The organism is Pseudomonas sp. LBUM1676 (genome assembly GCF_059695605.1).
In genome coordinates this window covers 2,905,113-2,920,507 of the sequence record NZ_CP166777.1, presented here as the reverse complement: position 1 = coordinate 2,920,507, position 15,395 = coordinate 2,905,113, and the positions used below count along the sequence as shown (strand labels likewise).

At 61.6% G+C, this 15,395-nt stretch carries 14 protein-coding genes; 8 read left to right on the top strand and 6 right to left on the bottom strand.

The genetic code is table 11. The features are described from left to right. Position 1: 1 nt before the first annotated feature. Complete coding sequence (locus ACA041_RS13705; protein ID WP_497441595.1) at positions 2-340, bottom strand: FKBP-type peptidyl-prolyl cis-trans isomerase; 339 nt, start codon at positions 338-340, stop codon at positions 2-4. A gap of 146 nt (positions 341-486) precedes the next feature. Between ACA041_RS13705 and ACA041_RS13700 the strand changes: the two genes are divergently transcribed. The 4 genes from ACA041_RS13700 (at position 487) to ACA041_RS13685 (ending at position 5,270) form a co-directional block, all read left to right on the top strand. Further along, on the top strand, positions 487-1,551 hold the full coding sequence (locus tag ACA041_RS13700) for a M4 family metallopeptidase (RefSeq protein WP_497441594.1): 1,065 nt from the start codon (positions 487-489) through the stop codon (positions 1,549-1,551). Then, the gene (locus ACA041_RS13695) at positions 1,548-1,871 is read left to right on the top strand and encodes a protealysin inhibitor emfourin (RefSeq protein ID WP_497441593.1); all 324 of its coding nucleotides are present in this window, start codon (positions 1,548-1,550) and stop codon (positions 1,869-1,871) included. The genes ACA041_RS13700 and ACA041_RS13695 overlap by 4 nt, the downstream gene beginning before the upstream one ends. 355 nt (positions 1,872-2,226) lie before the next feature. Next, positions 2,227-4,035, top strand: coding sequence for a monovalent cation:proton antiporter-2 (CPA2) family protein (locus tag ACA041_RS13690; protein WP_497441592.1), 1,809 nt, complete (start codon positions 2,227-2,229; stop codon positions 4,033-4,035). Between the two features lie 134 nt (positions 4,036-4,169). After that, positions 4,170-5,270, top strand: a complete 1,101-nt coding sequence (locus tag ACA041_RS13685) for a DNA alkylation repair protein (protein ID WP_497441591.1) — start codon at positions 4,170-4,172, stop codon at positions 5,268-5,270. A 17-nt stretch (positions 5,271-5,287) separates the two neighbouring features. Here ACA041_RS13685 and ACA041_RS13680 read toward each other — a convergent pair whose 3' ends face one another. Next, positions 5,288-6,184 carry a LysR family transcriptional regulator gene (locus ACA041_RS13680; protein ID WP_497441590.1) on the bottom strand — a complete coding sequence of 299 codons (897 nt, stop codon included), beginning with the start codon at positions 6,182-6,184 and terminating at the stop codon, positions 5,288-5,290. A 132-nt stretch (positions 6,185-6,316) separates the two neighbouring features. On the opposite strand from ACA041_RS13680, the gene ACA041_RS13675 reads away from it, so the two are divergent. The 3 genes from ACA041_RS13675 (at position 6,317) to lldD (ending at position 11,056) form a co-directional block, all read left to right on the top strand. Beyond that, entirely contained in the window at positions 6,317-7,963 is a 1,647-nt protein-coding gene (locus tag ACA041_RS13675) for a GMC family oxidoreductase (protein WP_497441589.1), read from the top strand. Between the two features lie 211 nt (positions 7,964-8,174). Further along, positions 8,175-9,797, top strand: coding sequence for an MFS transporter (locus ACA041_RS13670; protein WP_497441588.1), 1,623 nt, complete (start codon positions 8,175-8,177; stop codon positions 9,795-9,797). Between the two features lie 101 nt (positions 9,798-9,898). After that, entirely contained in the window at positions 9,899-11,056 is a 1,158-nt protein-coding gene (gene lldD, locus ACA041_RS13665) for an FMN-dependent L-lactate dehydrogenase LldD (RefSeq protein ID WP_497441587.1), read from the top strand. A 105-nt stretch (positions 11,057-11,161) separates the two neighbouring features. Here lldD and ACA041_RS13660 read toward each other — a convergent pair whose 3' ends face one another. Then, the gene (locus ACA041_RS13660) at positions 11,162-11,530 is read right to left on the bottom strand and encodes a DUF427 domain-containing protein (protein WP_497441586.1); all 369 of its coding nucleotides are present in this window, start codon (positions 11,528-11,530) and stop codon (positions 11,162-11,164) included. Between the two features lie 345 nt (positions 11,531-11,875). On the opposite strand from ACA041_RS13660, the gene ACA041_RS13655 reads away from it, so the two are divergent. Next, positions 11,876-13,825: a DNA topoisomerase III gene (locus tag ACA041_RS13655; RefSeq protein WP_497441585.1), complete on the top strand. Its 1,950-nt coding sequence runs from the start codon at positions 11,876-11,878 to the stop codon at positions 13,823-13,825. Positions 13,826-13,852: 27 nt separating this feature from the next. On the opposite strand, the gene ACA041_RS13650 is transcribed toward ACA041_RS13655, so the two are convergent. The 3 genes from ACA041_RS13650 to ACA041_RS13640 are packed head-to-tail and all read right to left on the bottom strand — an operon-like array spanning position 13,853 to position 15,393. Further along, positions 13,853-14,200 (bottom strand): Rieske (2Fe-2S) protein, encoded by a 348-nt coding sequence (locus ACA041_RS13650; RefSeq protein WP_497441584.1) that lies wholly within the window; start codon positions 14,198-14,200, stop codon positions 13,853-13,855. Between the two features lie 5 nt (positions 14,201-14,205). Beyond that, on the bottom strand, positions 14,206-14,517 hold the full coding sequence (locus tag ACA041_RS13645) for a YciI family protein (protein ID WP_497441583.1): 312 nt from the start codon (positions 14,515-14,517) through the stop codon (positions 14,206-14,208). A gap of 3 nt (positions 14,518-14,520) precedes the next feature. Next, positions 14,521-15,393 carry an intradiol ring-cleavage dioxygenase gene (locus tag ACA041_RS13640; RefSeq protein ID WP_497441582.1) on the bottom strand — a complete coding sequence of 291 codons (873 nt, stop codon included), beginning with the start codon at positions 15,391-15,393 and terminating at the stop codon, positions 14,521-14,523. Between the last annotated feature and the right edge of the window lie 2 nt (positions 15,394-15,395).

Below are 15,395 nucleotides of genomic sequence, written 5' to 3'. Positions count from 1 at the left end.
ATCAATCATCCCGGGTCAACACTTCCAGCAACTCGATCTCGAAGATCAGATTCGAATTCGGCGGGATCTTGCCCATTGTCCGCTCGCCATAGGCCAGATGCGCCGGCACCCGCAACTTGCGCCTGCCGCCCACTTGCATGCCGATGATGCCCTGGTCCCAGCCCTTGATCACCCGTCCGGTGCCGATCACGCACTGGAATGGCTTGCCGCGGCAGTAGGAAGAATCGAATTCGCTGCCGTCTTCCAGCCAGCCGCGGTATTGCGTGGTGATCAGCGCGCCCTTGACGGCGGCCTTGCCGTCGCCCGGCTGCAGGTCGATGATTTGCAATTCGTCGTTCATACTTATTACTCGTTCGTTGTCGCCCGGGTCATGGGGGCGCGGACGCAGGTTTTCGCAGAATCCGGCGCTGTTGGCAATCCATGGAACCGAAACGCCGCCTGCGGCTCACATAGGTATCGACTTCGTACTCAGGAAAGGATGCTCTGATGACCGACTCACGATCACTGTGCAGTTTTATCCCGCCCTACATCCTCAACCGCATTATTGCCCACGGCTCCGAGCGGCAGCGTTCCAGTGCGTTGATCACCCTGAGCCATGTGCGCACCCTTCGGCATACGCCGCTGCCACCGGTGCGTTCAGCTGCGGCGACGATCCTGCCGCCCGCCGCTCAACCCGGTCAGGTCCAGCGCAGCATTTATGACGCCCAAGGGAAAATGCTCTTGCCGGGAATGCCCGCCCGCCTCGAAGGCCAGCCGGCGACAGGCGACCCGGCGGTCGATGAAGCCTACGATGCGTTGGGCGCCAGTCATGAGTTCTTCTGGAAGGTGCTCGGCCGCGACTCCATCGACAACAAGGGTTTTGCGCTGATTGGCAGCGTGCATTACGGCCAGGACTACGAGAATGCGTTCTGGAACGGTGCGCAGATGGTGTTCGGTGACGGTGATGGCGAAATTTTCGAACGCTTTACCCGTTCGCTGGACGTGATCGGGCACGAGTTGAGCCACGGCGTGATCGAGAGCGAAGCCGGCCTGGTCTACGCCAATCAGTCCGGGGCCTTGAATGAATCGATATCGGACGTGTTCGGGGTACTGATCAAGCAATATGTCCTGGGCCAGACCGCCGACGAGGCTGACTGGCTGATCGGCGCCGATTTGCTGACACCGCGGATAAAAGGCGTCGGTTTGCGCTCGATGTCTCATCCCGGCACCGCTTATGACGACCCGCTGCTGGGCAAGGACCCGCAACCGGATCACATGCGCAAGTTCGTGATCACCCAGGAGGACAACGGTGGCGTGCACATCAATTCCGGCATCCCCAATCGGGCGTTTTATCTGGCCGCCAAGACGTTCGGCGGATTTGCCTGGGAGAAAGCCGGCCGCATCTGGTATGACACGCTGTGCGACCGGCGCTTGAGCACCGAGGCATCATTCAATGACTTCGCTGCCCTGACCCTCGAACATGCCCGGCAACGTTATGGCGCCGATGGAACTCAGGTGGTGCAGCATGCCTGGTCTGAAACCGGTGTCGTGCCGACTCAGGAGAAATCATGAAAACCCTGCCAACACTGGGCGATGATGCCGTGGTACGTCTTTCCCGCCAGGGCGGCGTCGCGGCTATCCATGCCTTGACCCGTCCGCGCAGCATCGAGTTCGCGCAATGCGACATCGATCAGCGCACTCGAATTTGTTCGGTGCTGGAAGGTTGCCTGCCCTTCGCAGATCCGGCCTCGGGTCGGGGTGATCAGCGTTTTTATGAAATTGAAGTGTGCTATCGGGTTGGTGAGCAGGATGATCGGATGGTGATGAAAGTGCCTGAAGATCGGGCCCCGGGGGAATTGGTGCATTTGTGGGACAAAGGTGAGGTGTTATGAGTTTGCCGTTCTCGGACGGCTTGAACCCGCCACCCAGATAGCCATCGCAAGCAGGCTCGCTGCCGCCGGGAATCGCTATACATCAAAAATTTACGGCTTAACGCAGCTCTCTTGTGGGAGCGAGCCTGCTCGCGAAGGCGGTGGGTCAGTCGACACTGATATTGCCTGGTGCACCGCTTTCGCGAGCAGGCTCGCTCCCACAAGGAATAAGTGTGCACCCGAATTTTTCGGCGCACCCCACTCTGGATCATTGGCAGGCGCAGCATTGCGCCAACTCAATGTGGATTGATGGCTGACGCGTTTCGCCTCAGCCTTTATCCTTGTCGCCCCCCGCCGTAGAGCTCTGGAGTAAGCCATGCCCCATGAAGGCAACCTGTTGCAAGCCGCCGTCGTGTTCCTGTTCGCGGCGGTGCTCACAGTGCCCCTGGCCAAGCGCCTGCAATTGGGGGCGGTGCTGGGGTATCTGTTTGCCGGCGTGATCATCGGGCCGTCGGTCCTGGGCTTGATCGGCAATCCACAAAGCGTCAGCCACATTTCCGAACTCGGGGTGGTGTTGCTGCTGTTCATCATCGGCCTGGAACTGTCGCCGCGACGGCTGTGGGTGATGCGCAAAGCGGTGTTCGGCGTCGGCCTGGCGCAGGTGCTGCTGACGGGGTCGGTGATTGGCGTGTTCGCCCTGTTTGTGTTCGGGCAATCGTTGAACAGCGCCATTGTCCTCGGGCTTGGACTGGCGCTGTCGTCCACCGCGTTTGGCCTGCAAAGCCTGGCTGAACGCAAGGAGCTGACCAGCCCCCACGGGCGGCTAGCCTTTGCGATCCTGCTGTTCCAGGACATCGCCGCGATCCCGCTGATCGCCATGGTGCCGTTGCTGGCCGGCGGCGATCACACCACCACCGCCGCAGAAGATCTGAACCACGGCTTGCGGGTGCTGGGCAGCATCGCGGTGGTGGTGATCGGCGGGCGCTATCTGCTGCGTCCGGTATTCCGGGTGGTGGCCAAGACCGGTTTGCCGGAGGTCTCTACCGCCACCGCGTTGCTGGTGGTGATCGGCACGGCGTGGCTGATGGACCTGGTCGGCGTATCGATGGCCCTTGGCGCCTTCCTCGCCGGACTGCTGCTGGCGGACTCCGAATACCGCCACGAACTGGAAGCCCAGATAGAACCGTTCAAAGGCTTGCTGCTGGGGCTGTTTTTCATCAGCGTCGGCATGGGTGCCAACCTGAGTCTGCTGCTGAGTGCACCGATCGTGGTGCTGGGCCTGACCTTGCTGCTGATCGCCATCAAACTGCCGCTGCTGTTTGTCGTCGGCCGGTTGGCCGGTGGCCTTGGCAAGGTCAGTGCGATTCGCCTTGGCATTGTGCTGGCAGCGGGCGGTGAATTTGCCTTTGTGGTGTTCAAGATCGGTCGCGACCAGGGCTTGTTCGAGCCGCGCCTGTACGACTTGCTGGTGCTGACCATCACCTTGTCCATGGCCGTTACCCCGTTGCTGCTGCTGTTGTGCGCGCGGCTGGTCAGCCCCAAGGTGCAACCGGTGGCGGTGCCGGAGAAATTCCGCGAGATCGATACCGATGCGCCGCGCGTGGTGATCGCCGGCATGGGCCGCATGGGGCAGATCGTGGCGCGGATTCTGCGGGCGCAGAACATCAAGTTCGTGGCGCTGGACACTTCGGTGGAAACCATCGAACTGTCCCGCAGCTTCGGCGGCGTGCCGGTGTTCTACGGCGACCCGATGCGCCCGGAGATCCTCAGCGCGGCCAAGGTCGAGCAGGCGGAGTATTTCGTGATCGCCACCGATGACCCGGATACCAACATCAAGACCGCCGAACTGGTGCACAGGCTCTATCCACACATGAAAATCATCGCCCGGGCCCGTAACCGTCAGCACGTGCATCGCCTGGTGGACATTGGCGCCGAGGCCATTCGCGAGACTTATTATTCGAGCCTGGAAATGAGCCGGCGCACGCTGGTCGGGCTGGGGTTGAGCCAGGCCCAGGCGGATGCGCGGATCAAGCGCTTCAAGCATCATGATGAACAGGTGCTCGAGGCCCAGCATGCGGTGTATGACGATGCGGCCAAGGTGCTGCAGACGGCGCAGGAAGCCCGGGCGGAACTGGCGCGGTTGTTTGAGTCGGATCAGTTGGAAGAGCAATCGGCTAAAAATTGAGGTGAATGTAAGGGCCTCTTCGCGGGCAAGCCTCGCTCCTACAGGAGTAGTCCTAAATCTGTAGGAGCGAGGCTTGCCCGCGAAGAACGATAACGCGATGCATCGGACAAACAATGACTGCTAAGGAATCCACAATGGCTGCAGACACATCCTCCCCCGCGCTCAAGGAAATCTTCAACACCGAGCGCCTGCAGCACATCGCCACCGAAATGACCGCCATCTACCCCGAATTCAACGCCAAGGCCTTCCTCAAGATGGCCAACGACGGACTTGCCCAATTGTCGATCATGCAGCGCATGGCACGGGTCAGCGAGTGCCTGCATGCGGTGCTGCCGCTGAGCTATGAACAGACGCTCGAAGTGCTTTACGCCCTCGCCCCTCGGCTAAACAGCGGTTTCGTCAGCATCTCGTTGCCGCACTACGTCGCGACCTACGGTGCCGACCAGTTCGAGCTGTCCATGGACGCGCTCAAATACTTCACCGCATTCGGTTCATCGGAGTTCGCCATCCGGCATTTTCTGCGCCGCGATATCAAGCCCACGCTGGCCCTGATGCACGACTGGTCGCTGGATGCCAACGAACATGTCCGGCGCCTCGCCAGTGAAGGCAGCCGACCGCGCCTGCCGTGGTCGTTTCGCCTGGAGCAGATCCAGAGCGACCCGACCCTCGCCGCCACCATCCTCGACAACCTCAAGGCCGACGACAGCCTGTATGTGCGCAAGTCGGTAGCCAACCACCTCAACGACATCACCAAGGACCATCCCGAGTGGGTGCTGGACCTGATCGAGAGTTGGTCATTGGAAAACAAACACACGGCATGGATCGCCAGACATGCCCTGCGCAGCTTGATCAAGCAGGGCAACCCGCGAGCGCTGGCGATCATTGGCGCGGGTGGCAAACCTGAGGTCGAGATCATCGGGGTCAAGGTGGAGCCGGCAGTGATTGGACTCGGCGAGAAGATCACCCTCTCCTTTGCCATCAAATCCACGGTCGAGGACAGCCAGCGCCTGGTGATCGACTATGCCATCGATTACGTCAAAGCCAACGGCAGCACTGCGGCGAAGGTGTTCAAGCTCAAGGCCCTGACGCTGCCGGGCAAAGGCACCGAGTCCATCACCCGTGGCCAGCACATCAAGGAACTCACCACCCGCCGGCATTACGCCGGCAGGCACGCCGTGCACATTCTGGTGAACGGCGAGCGCCTGGCCAGCACCGCGTTCGAAATCCTCCCCTGAACCCTGACCACCCGCTCCTACAGAGGATCGGGGCCGAGCAATAGATGCTGTTCGCGTTCGCAGAGCTGCACTACGTAATCCCACAACACCCGCAGCCGTACGGACTTGTGCAATTCCCGTCGCGTGCTGATCCAGTAGCTGCGCAGGATGCTTTCTTCCGGCAACAACGGCACCAGCCCGGGATCGGCGCTGGCCATGTAGCACGGCAACACGGCGATTCCCAACCCCGAGCGCGCGGCCTGTTGCTGGGCGATGACGCTGGTGCTGTGGAACACCACCTGCGGGTTGCGGCAGAAGCTGTTGAGGAACATCAATTCCTGGCTGAACAGCAAGTCGTCGACATAACCGATCCAGGCATGGCGGCCAAGGTCTTCACGGCTGTGCAGCGCTGGCGAGCGGTCCAGATAGTCCTGGCTGGCATAGAGCGCCAGGCGATAGTCGGTGAGTTTGCGCGTGACCAGCATGTCGGCGGCCGGGCGCTCGAGGTGGATGCTGATCTCGGCCTCGCGGTTGAGGATGCTGACGAAGCGCGGCACCGCCACCAGTTCCACTTCCAACCCTGGGTAACGCTCGAACAGGCCGTTCATGCGACTGGCGAGGAACATGATGCCCAGGCCTTCCGTGATCCCGACCCGGATCTTGCCCAGCGGCGCCGTGGATTGAGTGATCTCTTCCTGTGCCAGCAAGGCGACGTTTTCCATGGCTTCGGCGTGCTTGAGCAGCGCTTCGCCGGCCGGCGTTAGCTCGTAGCCCTGGGCGTGCTGGACGAACAGCGCGGTGCCCAGGCTCCTTTCGATGGCCTCGATGTGCCGGGCCACCGTGGCGTGGGTGGTGTTCAAACGCCGCGCAGCAGTGAGCAAACGCCCGCTGCGCTGCAATTCGAGAAAAAACCGCAGGTCATTCCAGTCGAACATGAATCATCCTTGAGGCTTCGCTGTAAAGGCGCTGTCTAAAAACGCACAGCGGCTGCGCAAAAACTAACATTCTTTTGACGAAAGCTAACAACTAGGATGACCGACAACAAGAACAACACTACGAGGTCAGGGATGCAGACTTCCCATGATGAATACGACTACGTCGTGGTCGGGGCCGGGCCGGCCGGTTGTTTGCTGGCCAATCGGCTGTCGGCTGACCCGCAACACCGGGTGCTGCTGCTCGAAGCCGGCGGCCGCGACAACTATGCGTGGATTCACATCCCGGTGGGTTACCTGTTCTGCATCGGCAACCCGCGCACCGACTGGTGCTTCAAGACGGAAGCCCAACCCGGTCTGCAAGGTCGCGCCTTGAGCTATCCGCGGGGCAAGGTGCTCGGTGGCTGCTCCTCGATCAACGGCATGATCTACATGCGCGGCCAGGCCCGCGACTACGATGGCTGGGCCGCCGACGGCAATCCCGGCTGGAGCTGGAACGATGTGCTGGCGCTGTTCAAGAAAAGCGAAAACCACTTCGCCGGCGACTCTGAGTTTCATGGCGCCGCAGGCGAGTGGCGGATCGAACGCCAACGGCTGTCATGGCCGATTCTCGATGCCTTCCAAAAGGCCGCCGGGCAAAGCGGTATCGCCAGCATCGATGACTTCAACCAGGGCGACAACGAAGGCTGTGGCTACTTCCAGGTCAATCAGAAGGCCGGGATCCGCTGGAATGCCGCCAAAGCCTTTCTCAAACCGATTCGCAATCGCCCCAACCTCACCGTGTTGACCGGCGTCGAAGTCGACCGCGTGCTGCTGGAAAACGGCCGCGCTTCGGCCGTCAGCGCACGTTGGCAAGGCCAGGCGAAAACATTCAAGGCGCGCAAGGAGATCGTGCTGTGCGCCGGCTCCGTCGGCTCACCGAGCATCCTGCAACGCTCCGGGATCGGCCCGCGCCCGCTGCTGCAACGCCTGGGCATCGGCGTCGCCCATGAGCTGCCCGGTGTCGGCGGCAACCTGCAGGATCACCTGCAACTGCGGATGATCTACAAACTGGAAAACGCCCGCACCCTGAACCAGATTGCCGGCAGCCTGTGGGGCAAGATGGGCATGGGCCTGCGTTACCTGTATGACCGCAGCGGCCCGCTGTCCATGGCGCCAAGCCAACTCGGCGCTTTTGCCCGGTCGGGGCCGGAACAGACTTCGGCCAATCTTGAATACCATGTGCAGCCGCTGTCCCTGGAGCGCTTCGGCGAGCCTTTGCACGCCTTCCCTGCGTTCACTGCATCGGTCTGCGATCTGCGGCCGCAAAGCCGGGGACGGGTGGAAATCCGCTCCGCCGACCCGCAGCAAGCACCGCTGATTCAACCCAATTATTTAAGCCATCCGCAAGATCTGCGAGTCGCGGCCGATGCCATTCGCCTGACCCGGCGCATCGTCGCCGCGCCAGCCCTGCAAGCCTTCAAACCGGTCGAATACCTGCCCGGCGACAGCTTGCAGAGCGAAGAAGAGTTGCATGAAGCCGCCGCGCGAATTGGCACCACCATCTTCCATCCGGTCGGCACCTGCCGCATGGGCAATGACGCCCACGCCGTGGTCGACGCCGAACTGCGCGTCCACGGCATTCCCGGCCTGCGCATCGCCGACGCCTCGATCATGCCGCGCATCACCTCGGGCAACACCTGTTCGCCTACGCTGATGATTGCCGAAAAAGCCGCGCAACTGATCCTCAACCCCAACGCAAGGAGCATCACCCCACCAAAGGAACTGGTCACACACCCATAAATTCGACACGAACACTGTAGGAGCGAGCTCGCTCGCGAAAAACCCGAGAACACCTCGGGCCGTCAGGCTTCGCGTTATCGCTGACGACCTTCGCGAGCAAGCTTGCTCCGACAGAAGCAAGCACACCCGATACATCGAAGTAGCGGCACCCGCCCACAAGGCCGGCGCCGACAGTGGAACAACAAAAACAATCACTGTGAGGGATACCGATATGTCAGAACATGTTCAGCCACTGGAAGCCGTACGCAGTGCGGGGACCAGCCGCGAGACCCAGAAAGTCATCTTTGCCTCATCGCTCGGGACGGTGTTCGAGTGGTACGACTTTTTCCTCTACGGCGCCCTCGCGGCCGTCATCAGCAAACAGTTTTTCGCCGGGGTCAACGACACCACCGCGTTCATCTTCGCCCTCATGGCGTTCGCCGCCGGCTTCATCGTGCGGCCTTTCGGCGCATTGGTGTTCGGCCGGCTCGGGGACATGATCGGGCGTAAGTACACCTTCCTCGCCACCATCATCCTCATGGGCGTGGCGACCTTCTGCGTCGGGCTGTTGCCGACCTACGCCAGCATCGGCATCGCCGCGCCCATCATTCTGGTGGTGCTGCGCATGCTCCAGGGCCTGGCCCTGGGCGGTGAATACGGCGGTGCTGCGACCTACGTCGCGGAACACGCGCCGATGGGCAAACGCGGCTTCCATACCAGCTGGATCCAGTCCACGGCCACCCTCGGTCTGCTGCTGTCACTGCTGGTGGTGCTCGCTTGCCGCCATTTCACCGGTGACCAGTTCGAAGTCTGGGGCTGGCGGATTCCGTTTCTGTTTTCGATCATCCTGCTGGGCATCTCGACCTGGATCCGCATGAGCCTGCACGAGTCGCCGGCCTTCGTGAAAATGAAAGAGGAAGGCAAACTCTGCAAGTCGCCGCTGCGTGATTCCTTCGGCAAATGGGAAAACCTAAAAGTCGTCCTGATCGCCCTGTTCAGCATCAACGCCGGGCAAGCGGTGACCTTCTACGCCGCGCAGTTCTACGTGCTGTTCTTCCTCACCCAGTTCCTGAAAATGGACCCGGCCCTGGCCAACAGCCTGTTGATCGTCAGCGTGATCATTGGCGCGCCGTTCTTCATCTTCTTCGGCTGGCTGTCGGACAAGGTCGGGCGCAAGCCGATACTGATGATCGGCCTGCTGCTGGCCACCGCGCTGTACTTCCCGATCTTCAAATCCATCGCGCACTACGCCAACCCGGCGATCGACCAGGCCAGTAGCCAGGCACCGATCACCGTGCTGGCCGACCCGGCCACCTGCACCTTCCAGTTCGACCCGGTGGGCAAGGCCAAATTCGATAGCCCTTGCGACAAGGTCAAGACCTTCCTGGTCAAGCAGGGCCTGCCCTACACCAGCGCAGCGGCCCCGGCCGGCAGCGGCGTGCAGGTGAGCATCGGCGACGTGAAAATCGACGGTTACGACGAAGCGGCCCTGCGTGGTGCAGTGACCCTGGCCGGCTATCCGTCACAAGCCGACACCCAATTGATCAACAAACCAATGATCGTGGCGCTGATCGTCGCACTGATCATCATCTCGGCCATGTGCTACGGCCCGCTGGCGGCGCTGATGGTCGAACTGTTCCCGACCCGCATCCGCTACACCTCGATGTCCCTGCCCTACCACATCGGCAACGGCTGGTTCGGCGGCTTCCTGCCGACGGTGTCATTTGCCCTGGTGGTGTACACCGGGGATATCTTCTATGGGCTGTGGTACCCGGTGCTGATTACCGGGGTCAGCCTGGTGGTGGGAATGATCTGTCTGCGCGAGACCAAAAACGTGGATCTGGACACCAACTGACAACCAGAGCAAAAAAACGCCCCGCAAAGCGGGGCGTTTTCGTTAATCTGATCCAATGTTCGACGCCCCCATAGCCCCGCCACTCTCCAGAACGAGGCATCATGATCATTTCATCCGCATCCGACTATCGCGAGGCAGCCCGTCGCAAACTCCCGCGTTTCTTATTCGACTACATCGATGGCGGCGCCTATGCGGAGCATACGCTGCGGGCCAATAGCGCCGACCTGGCCGATATCAGCCTGCGTCAGCGCATCCTGAAAAACGTCGAAACTCTGAGCCTTGAAACCACCCTCTTCAACCAACCGCTGGCCATGCCGATCATTCTGGCGCCGGTCGGCCTGACGGGCATGTTCGCCCGTCGTGGTGAAGTGCAGGCCGCAAAAGCAGCACAAAACAAAGGCATCCCGCTGTGCCTGTCGACGGTTTCGGTGTGTTCGATCGAGGAAGTCTCGAGTCAAAGCCAGCAACCCCTCTGGTTTCAACTGTACGTGTTGAAAGACCGCGGGTTCATGAAAAACGCACTGGAGCGGGCAAAGGCCGCCGGCGTGCAGACCCTGGTGTTTACCGTAGACATGCCCACGCCCGGCGCCCGATACCGGGACGCACACTCGGGCATGTCCGGGCCTTTCGCCGCCTCGCGGCGAATTTTCCAGGCCATGACCCGACCTGCCTGGGCCTTCGACGTAGGCCTCATGGGCCGTCCCCACGACCTGGGCAATGTGTCGAAGTACCTTGGCAAAGCCGTAACGCTGGAAGACTACATGGGTTGGCTGGCGAAGAACTTCGACCCGTCGATCAGCTGGAGCGACCTGGAGTGGATTCGCGAGTTCTGGAAAGGCCCGATGATCATCAAAGGCATTCTCGACCCCCAGGATGCCAGGGATGCGGTCAGCTTTGGCGCGGATGGAATCGTCGTGTCGAACCATGGCGGGAGGCAGCTGGACGGCGTGCTGTCCACGACCAAGGCATTACCGCCCATCATGCAGGCCATCGGCAATGATCTGACGGTGCTGGTCGACTCGGGAGTCCGCTCGGGGCTTGATGTGGTACGGATGCTGGCGCTGGGGGCAAAAGGCGTACTGCTGGGGCGTTCCATGGCTTATGCACTGGCTGTCGACGGTCAACGGGGTGTGGAAAATATGCTGGATATCTTTGCCAAGGAAATGCGGGTGGCGATGACCTTGACCGGGGTGACCTCGATTAATCAGATTGATGAATCCACGCTGGTTGATGCAGTGCGACGAATTGCCCCCATCTGATCGCTGCCGCTAGAAGAAGGCAGCCTCATAGCCGCCCCGTCTCCCACGCAGGAGCGAGGCTTGCCCGCGAAGGCGGCCAGGCTGGCACATCCCGGTAAACGCCAATCACTCGACGTTCTTCAGAATCTCGAACGTTACTTGATCGGGATAAAACGCCACATAGTCGCGAATCTGCTCGACCGACACTTTGGGAGCTTCGTAGCTCCACACCGCATTGGCGCCTTCATGCCCAGGGATCTGCAGGCTGAAATAGCTGGCGTCGCCCTTATAGGGGCAATAGCTGGTGTGGTCGGTGCGGGCGAAATACTGTTCGGCGATGTCCTCCCGGGGCACGTAGTACACCGGAGGATAGTTGGCCTCCAGCAGCACCAGCGCCCGTGTGGACGCGGCCACCTGGATGCCGTGAAACTTCACCAGGAGGCAGCCTGGCTGTTCCGCAATGGTGATGACAGGACTGGGACCGGAGCTTTTCATCACTTTCTCCTGGAGCGTGGGAAGGAGGCATTCCTGTGGCGAGAGAGCTTAACCCCCGCTGGGCTACCGCAGCCCTGGAACCTGCCACCGTGATGTAACAGGTATACCTCATGTTTCGCCATGGCGACTGCTGCGCAGCCGAACGGGAGCAATCTCTCTTCGGCATTTGGTGAGCACAGCCGCCCGTATCGGAACACTCATGACTGAACCCGCAGACATCCCAAAAGAGTACCAGTGCAACCAGAAGCAACGTATAAACTGTACATCCATACAGATAAAGATTGCCCCGGCGCTCATCTCCCTCCATTCTGTGCACCTCCAGAACACTGATCGACGACGGTGGCCATGCAGCTGTACCTCTGTGAAAAACCTTCCCAGGCCAAAGACATTGCGGCCGTGCTCGGCGCCAGGCGTCGTGGCGACGGCTGCTGGCTGGGAACCGGTGTCACAGTGACCTGGTGCATCGGCCATCTGCTGGAAACCGCGCCGCCGGACGCCTATGACGCGCGCTACAAGCGCTGGGTGCTGGCGGATCTGCCGATCATTCCAGAGAAGTGGAAGATGACCGTCAAGCCACGTACCGCCAGCCAGTACAAGGCAGTCAAGCGGCTACTGGGTGAGGCAACCGAACTGGTGATCGCGACCGACGCCGACCGTGAGGGCGAGATGATTGCCCGGGAACTGGTGGAGCATTGCCGTTATCGCGGGCCGATCCGGCGCCTGTGGCTGTCGGCGCTGGACGACGCGTCGATCCGCAAGGCGCTGGCAGCACTCAAGCCCGGGGCCGAGACGTTCAGTCTCTATCATTCGGCGCTGGGGCGCTCCCGGGCCGACTGGCTGATCGGGATGAACATGAGCCGGCTGTTCACGCTGTTGGGCCGTCAGTCCGGTTATCAGGGGGTATTGCCGGTCGGTCGGGTGCAGACGCCGACCCTGCGCCTGGTGGTGGATCGCGACCGCAGCATTGCCGATTTCGTCCCGGTCGCCTATTGGGCGATCGATGTGCAACTGCTGCACGATGGCACCGCGTTCACCGCGCAGTGGCGTGCAGCCTCCGAGCTTTGCGACGATCAGGACCGCTGCCTGAATCAGGCGCTGGCACAAAAAGCGGCGGCGGCGCTCGGCAGTGCGGCGAGCGCCCGGGTGATCAAGCTGCGCACCGAGCGGATGCGCGAAGTCGCGCCGCTGCCGTTCGACCTGGGTACCTTGCAGGAAGTCTGCTCGAAGAAGCTCGGCCTCGGCGCCCAGGAAACCCTCGATATCGCCCAGGCGCTCTACGAAACCCACAAGGTCATCACCTACCCGCGCAGCGACTGCGGCTACCTGCCACTGAGTCAGCACAGCGAAGCGCCAGGCATCCTGGCGGCGCTGAAGCAGGCCGACCCGACGCTGAACGCCTTGAACGATCACCTGCAGCCTCAGCGGCGCTCACGGGCCTGGAACGATGCCAAGGTCAGCGCGCACCACGGCATCATTCCCACCGCGGCGGCGAAAAACCTCGAGCGCCTGGTGGGCAAGCAGCGGGCGGTGTACACGCTGATTCGCGCGCGTTACCTGGCGCAATTTCTGCCCAACCACGAATACGACCGCACCCAGGCCGACTTCGACTGTGCCGGTGAAGCCTTGCGCGCCGTGGGCAAGCAGATCGTCGAGCCCGGCTGGAAACGCGCCCTGCCCGAGGCCCTTGCCCCGGCCAAGGGCCGCGAAGCACCCGCCCCGCAAACCCTGCCGGCCTTGGCCGAAGGGCGCGATTGCGCGGTGGCCGAGGTGAAGCTCAAGGACCTCTGGACACAACCGCCCAAGCCGTTCACCGAAGGCGATCTGATCAAGGCGATGAAAAACGTCGCCAAACTGGTGGAAGATCCGCTGCTCAAGCAAAAGCTCAAGGACACCACCGGCATCGGCACCGAAGCGACCCGCGCCTCGATCATCCAGGGTCTGCTCGACCGCGGTTACCTGATCAAGAACGGCAAGGCCCTGGCCGCAACCCCGGCCGCGTTCAGCCTGATCGATGCGGTGCCGCGCGCCATTGCCGATCCCGGGACCACGGCGATCTGGGAACAGGCGCTGGACATGGTGCAGAGCGGTGAAATGAGCCTGGAAGAATTCGTCACCAAGCAGGCGGCGTGGATGAGCAAGCAAGTCGCCCGTTGCGCCGGCCTGAGCCTGACCATCAGCGGCCCGGCAAGCCCGGCCGGACGCGGCGCCACGCCGTGGAAAAACAAACGCAAACCTGCCAAGCGCAAGCCGTCCACAGGCAGCAAACGCGTGGCAAAACCGGCGAGCAAGGTGTAGGCCTGAAACGGTCCCATGTCCCGTCACTCACTCCGCGTCCGCGACCTGCATGACCAAGCGGTCTTCGACCCACCGCACCGGCACCGACTCCAATTGCGCCCCCTTGCAGGGCCCGTCGATGCAGTGTCCGTCCTCGAAACGAAACACCGCGCTGTGATGCGCGCACATCAGCACCTTGCCACGATAGGTGCAGAATTCTTGCGGGCGATAGTCCAAGGGTACCGAGAAATGCGGGCAGCGGTTGATGTAGACCCATACCTGCTCGCCTTGACGCACCGCCACCAGCCCGGCGGGATGCAATTGCCGGTGTTCGGGCAAACCCAGGGCGCCACCGTCAGGGATGTCATCCAGTTGGCACAACGTAATGGTGGTCATGGTGATCAGCCGCGCAATTCCGGGTTGCCGAGGCTCCAGTGCCAGGGGCGGATCTGGATACTGGCGAACAGTCCGGCCTGAACATATGGGTCGTCCTGGATGAACGCTTCCACCTCCGGCAGGCTGCCCGCCTCAATCACCAGCAAGGTGCCATTCATTGCCGCCCCGGCCTCATCGAGCGTCGGCCCGCCGAGGCGGACGATGACCCGATGCTTCTCGGTCGCTCGCAGGTGCGCTTGATGACTGGGTCGCAAGCGCTGACGCAAGGCCACAGAGCCCGGGTGATCGGTAGCGAATACCGCAAAAAACAGTCCCATGATTCACTCTGCTTCCATGACGAATTCGTAACACGCACGCTTGAACGGCAGGTCCATACCCAGTCTGGCGGACAAGTCATCGTGGGCGATCCGGTCCTCATAGATCACCTGCAACGACTGTTTGACGCCAAATACCGCGTCGGACTCCAGGTACGGATCATCGTGATTGAACAGGTGGGTGACCAGTTTGCGATAGCCCGGCGCATCGATCATGAAATGCAGGTGCGCAGGCCGCCACGGGTGCCGGTTGGCGGCATTGAGCATGCGCCCGACCGGACCGTCGGTGGGGATCGGATAGCACACCGGGACAATCGTGCGAATCGCAAAATAGCCGTCTGGATCGGTACGATAGCGACCGCGCAGGTTACCGAAGGGCTGTTCGCTGTCCTGACCTGAATACTGGCCGTTTTCGGCGGTTTGCCAGACGTCCAGTACGGCACCGGCCAGCGGATTGCCCTGGGTATCGACTACGCGACCGCGCACCAGCGCCGTCTCGCCTGGGGTAAATGCCATGTTTTCACCGAACTCACGCTCCGGCATGCCTTCGATGAAAAACGGTCCGAACACGGTGGTCTCGGTGGCGTTGGCGCTGTGCCGGTGGTTGATCGCATCGACCAGCATCGACACGCCCAGGGTATCGGACAGCAGGATGAATTCCTGGCGCACCAGGCCATCGCACTTATGGCCGGTCTCGGTCAGAAAGCGGATGCCTTCAAACCACTCCTGTTCGGTCAGTTCGACGTCACTGACAAACGCGTGCAGGTGACGAACCAGGCTTTGCATGATCTGCCTGTAGCGTGCATCGGGAGCGGCGCTGAAGCTGTTGACCGCCTGCTCGGAGATCAGTGTTTCGACGGCTTTATCTTGATCGGTCATTG

What these genes read in the sequence shown, in the direction of transcription:
- ACA041_RS13705 (WP_497441595.1), bottom strand. Translation starts at nt 340, where the DNA reads ATGAACGACGAATTGCAAATCATCGACCTGCAGCCGGGCGACGGCAAG.
- ACA041_RS13700 (WP_497441594.1), top strand. Translation starts at nt 487, where the DNA reads ATGACCGACTCACGATCACTGTGCAGTTTTATCCCGCCCTACATCCTC.
- ACA041_RS13695 (WP_497441593.1), top strand. Translation starts at nt 1,548, where the DNA reads ATGAAAACCCTGCCAACACTGGGCGATGATGCCGTGGTACGTCTTTCC.
- ACA041_RS13690 (WP_497441592.1), top strand. Translation starts at nt 2,227, where the DNA reads ATGCCCCATGAAGGCAACCTGTTGCAAGCCGCCGTCGTGTTCCTGTTC.
- ACA041_RS13685 (WP_497441591.1), top strand. Translation starts at nt 4,170, where the DNA reads ATGGCTGCAGACACATCCTCCCCCGCGCTCAAGGAAATCTTCAACACC.
- ACA041_RS13680 (WP_497441590.1), bottom strand. Translation starts at nt 6,184, where the DNA reads ATGTTCGACTGGAATGACCTGCGGTTTTTTCTCGAATTGCAGCGCAGC.
- ACA041_RS13675 (WP_497441589.1), top strand. Translation starts at nt 6,317, where the DNA reads ATGCAGACTTCCCATGATGAATACGACTACGTCGTGGTCGGGGCCGGG.
- ACA041_RS13670 (WP_497441588.1), top strand. Translation starts at nt 8,175, where the DNA reads ATGTCAGAACATGTTCAGCCACTGGAAGCCGTACGCAGTGCGGGGACC.
- lldD (WP_497441587.1), top strand. Translation starts at nt 9,899, where the DNA reads ATGATCATTTCATCCGCATCCGACTATCGCGAGGCAGCCCGTCGCAAA.
- ACA041_RS13660 (WP_497441586.1), bottom strand. Translation starts at nt 11,530, where the DNA reads ATGAAAAGCTCCGGTCCCAGTCCTGTCATCACCATTGCGGAACAGCCA.
- ACA041_RS13655 (WP_497441585.1), top strand. Translation starts at nt 11,876, where the DNA reads ATGCAGCTGTACCTCTGTGAAAAACCTTCCCAGGCCAAAGACATTGCG.
- ACA041_RS13650 (WP_497441584.1), bottom strand. Translation starts at nt 14,200, where the DNA reads ATGACCACCATTACGTTGTGCCAACTGGATGACATCCCTGACGGTGGC.
- ACA041_RS13645 (WP_497441583.1), bottom strand. Translation starts at nt 14,517, where the DNA reads ATGGGACTGTTTTTTGCGGTATTCGCTACCGATCACCCGGGCTCTGTG.
- ACA041_RS13640 (WP_497441582.1), bottom strand. Translation starts at nt 15,393, where the DNA reads ATGACCGATCAAGATAAAGCCGTCGAAACACTGATCTCCGAGCAGGCG.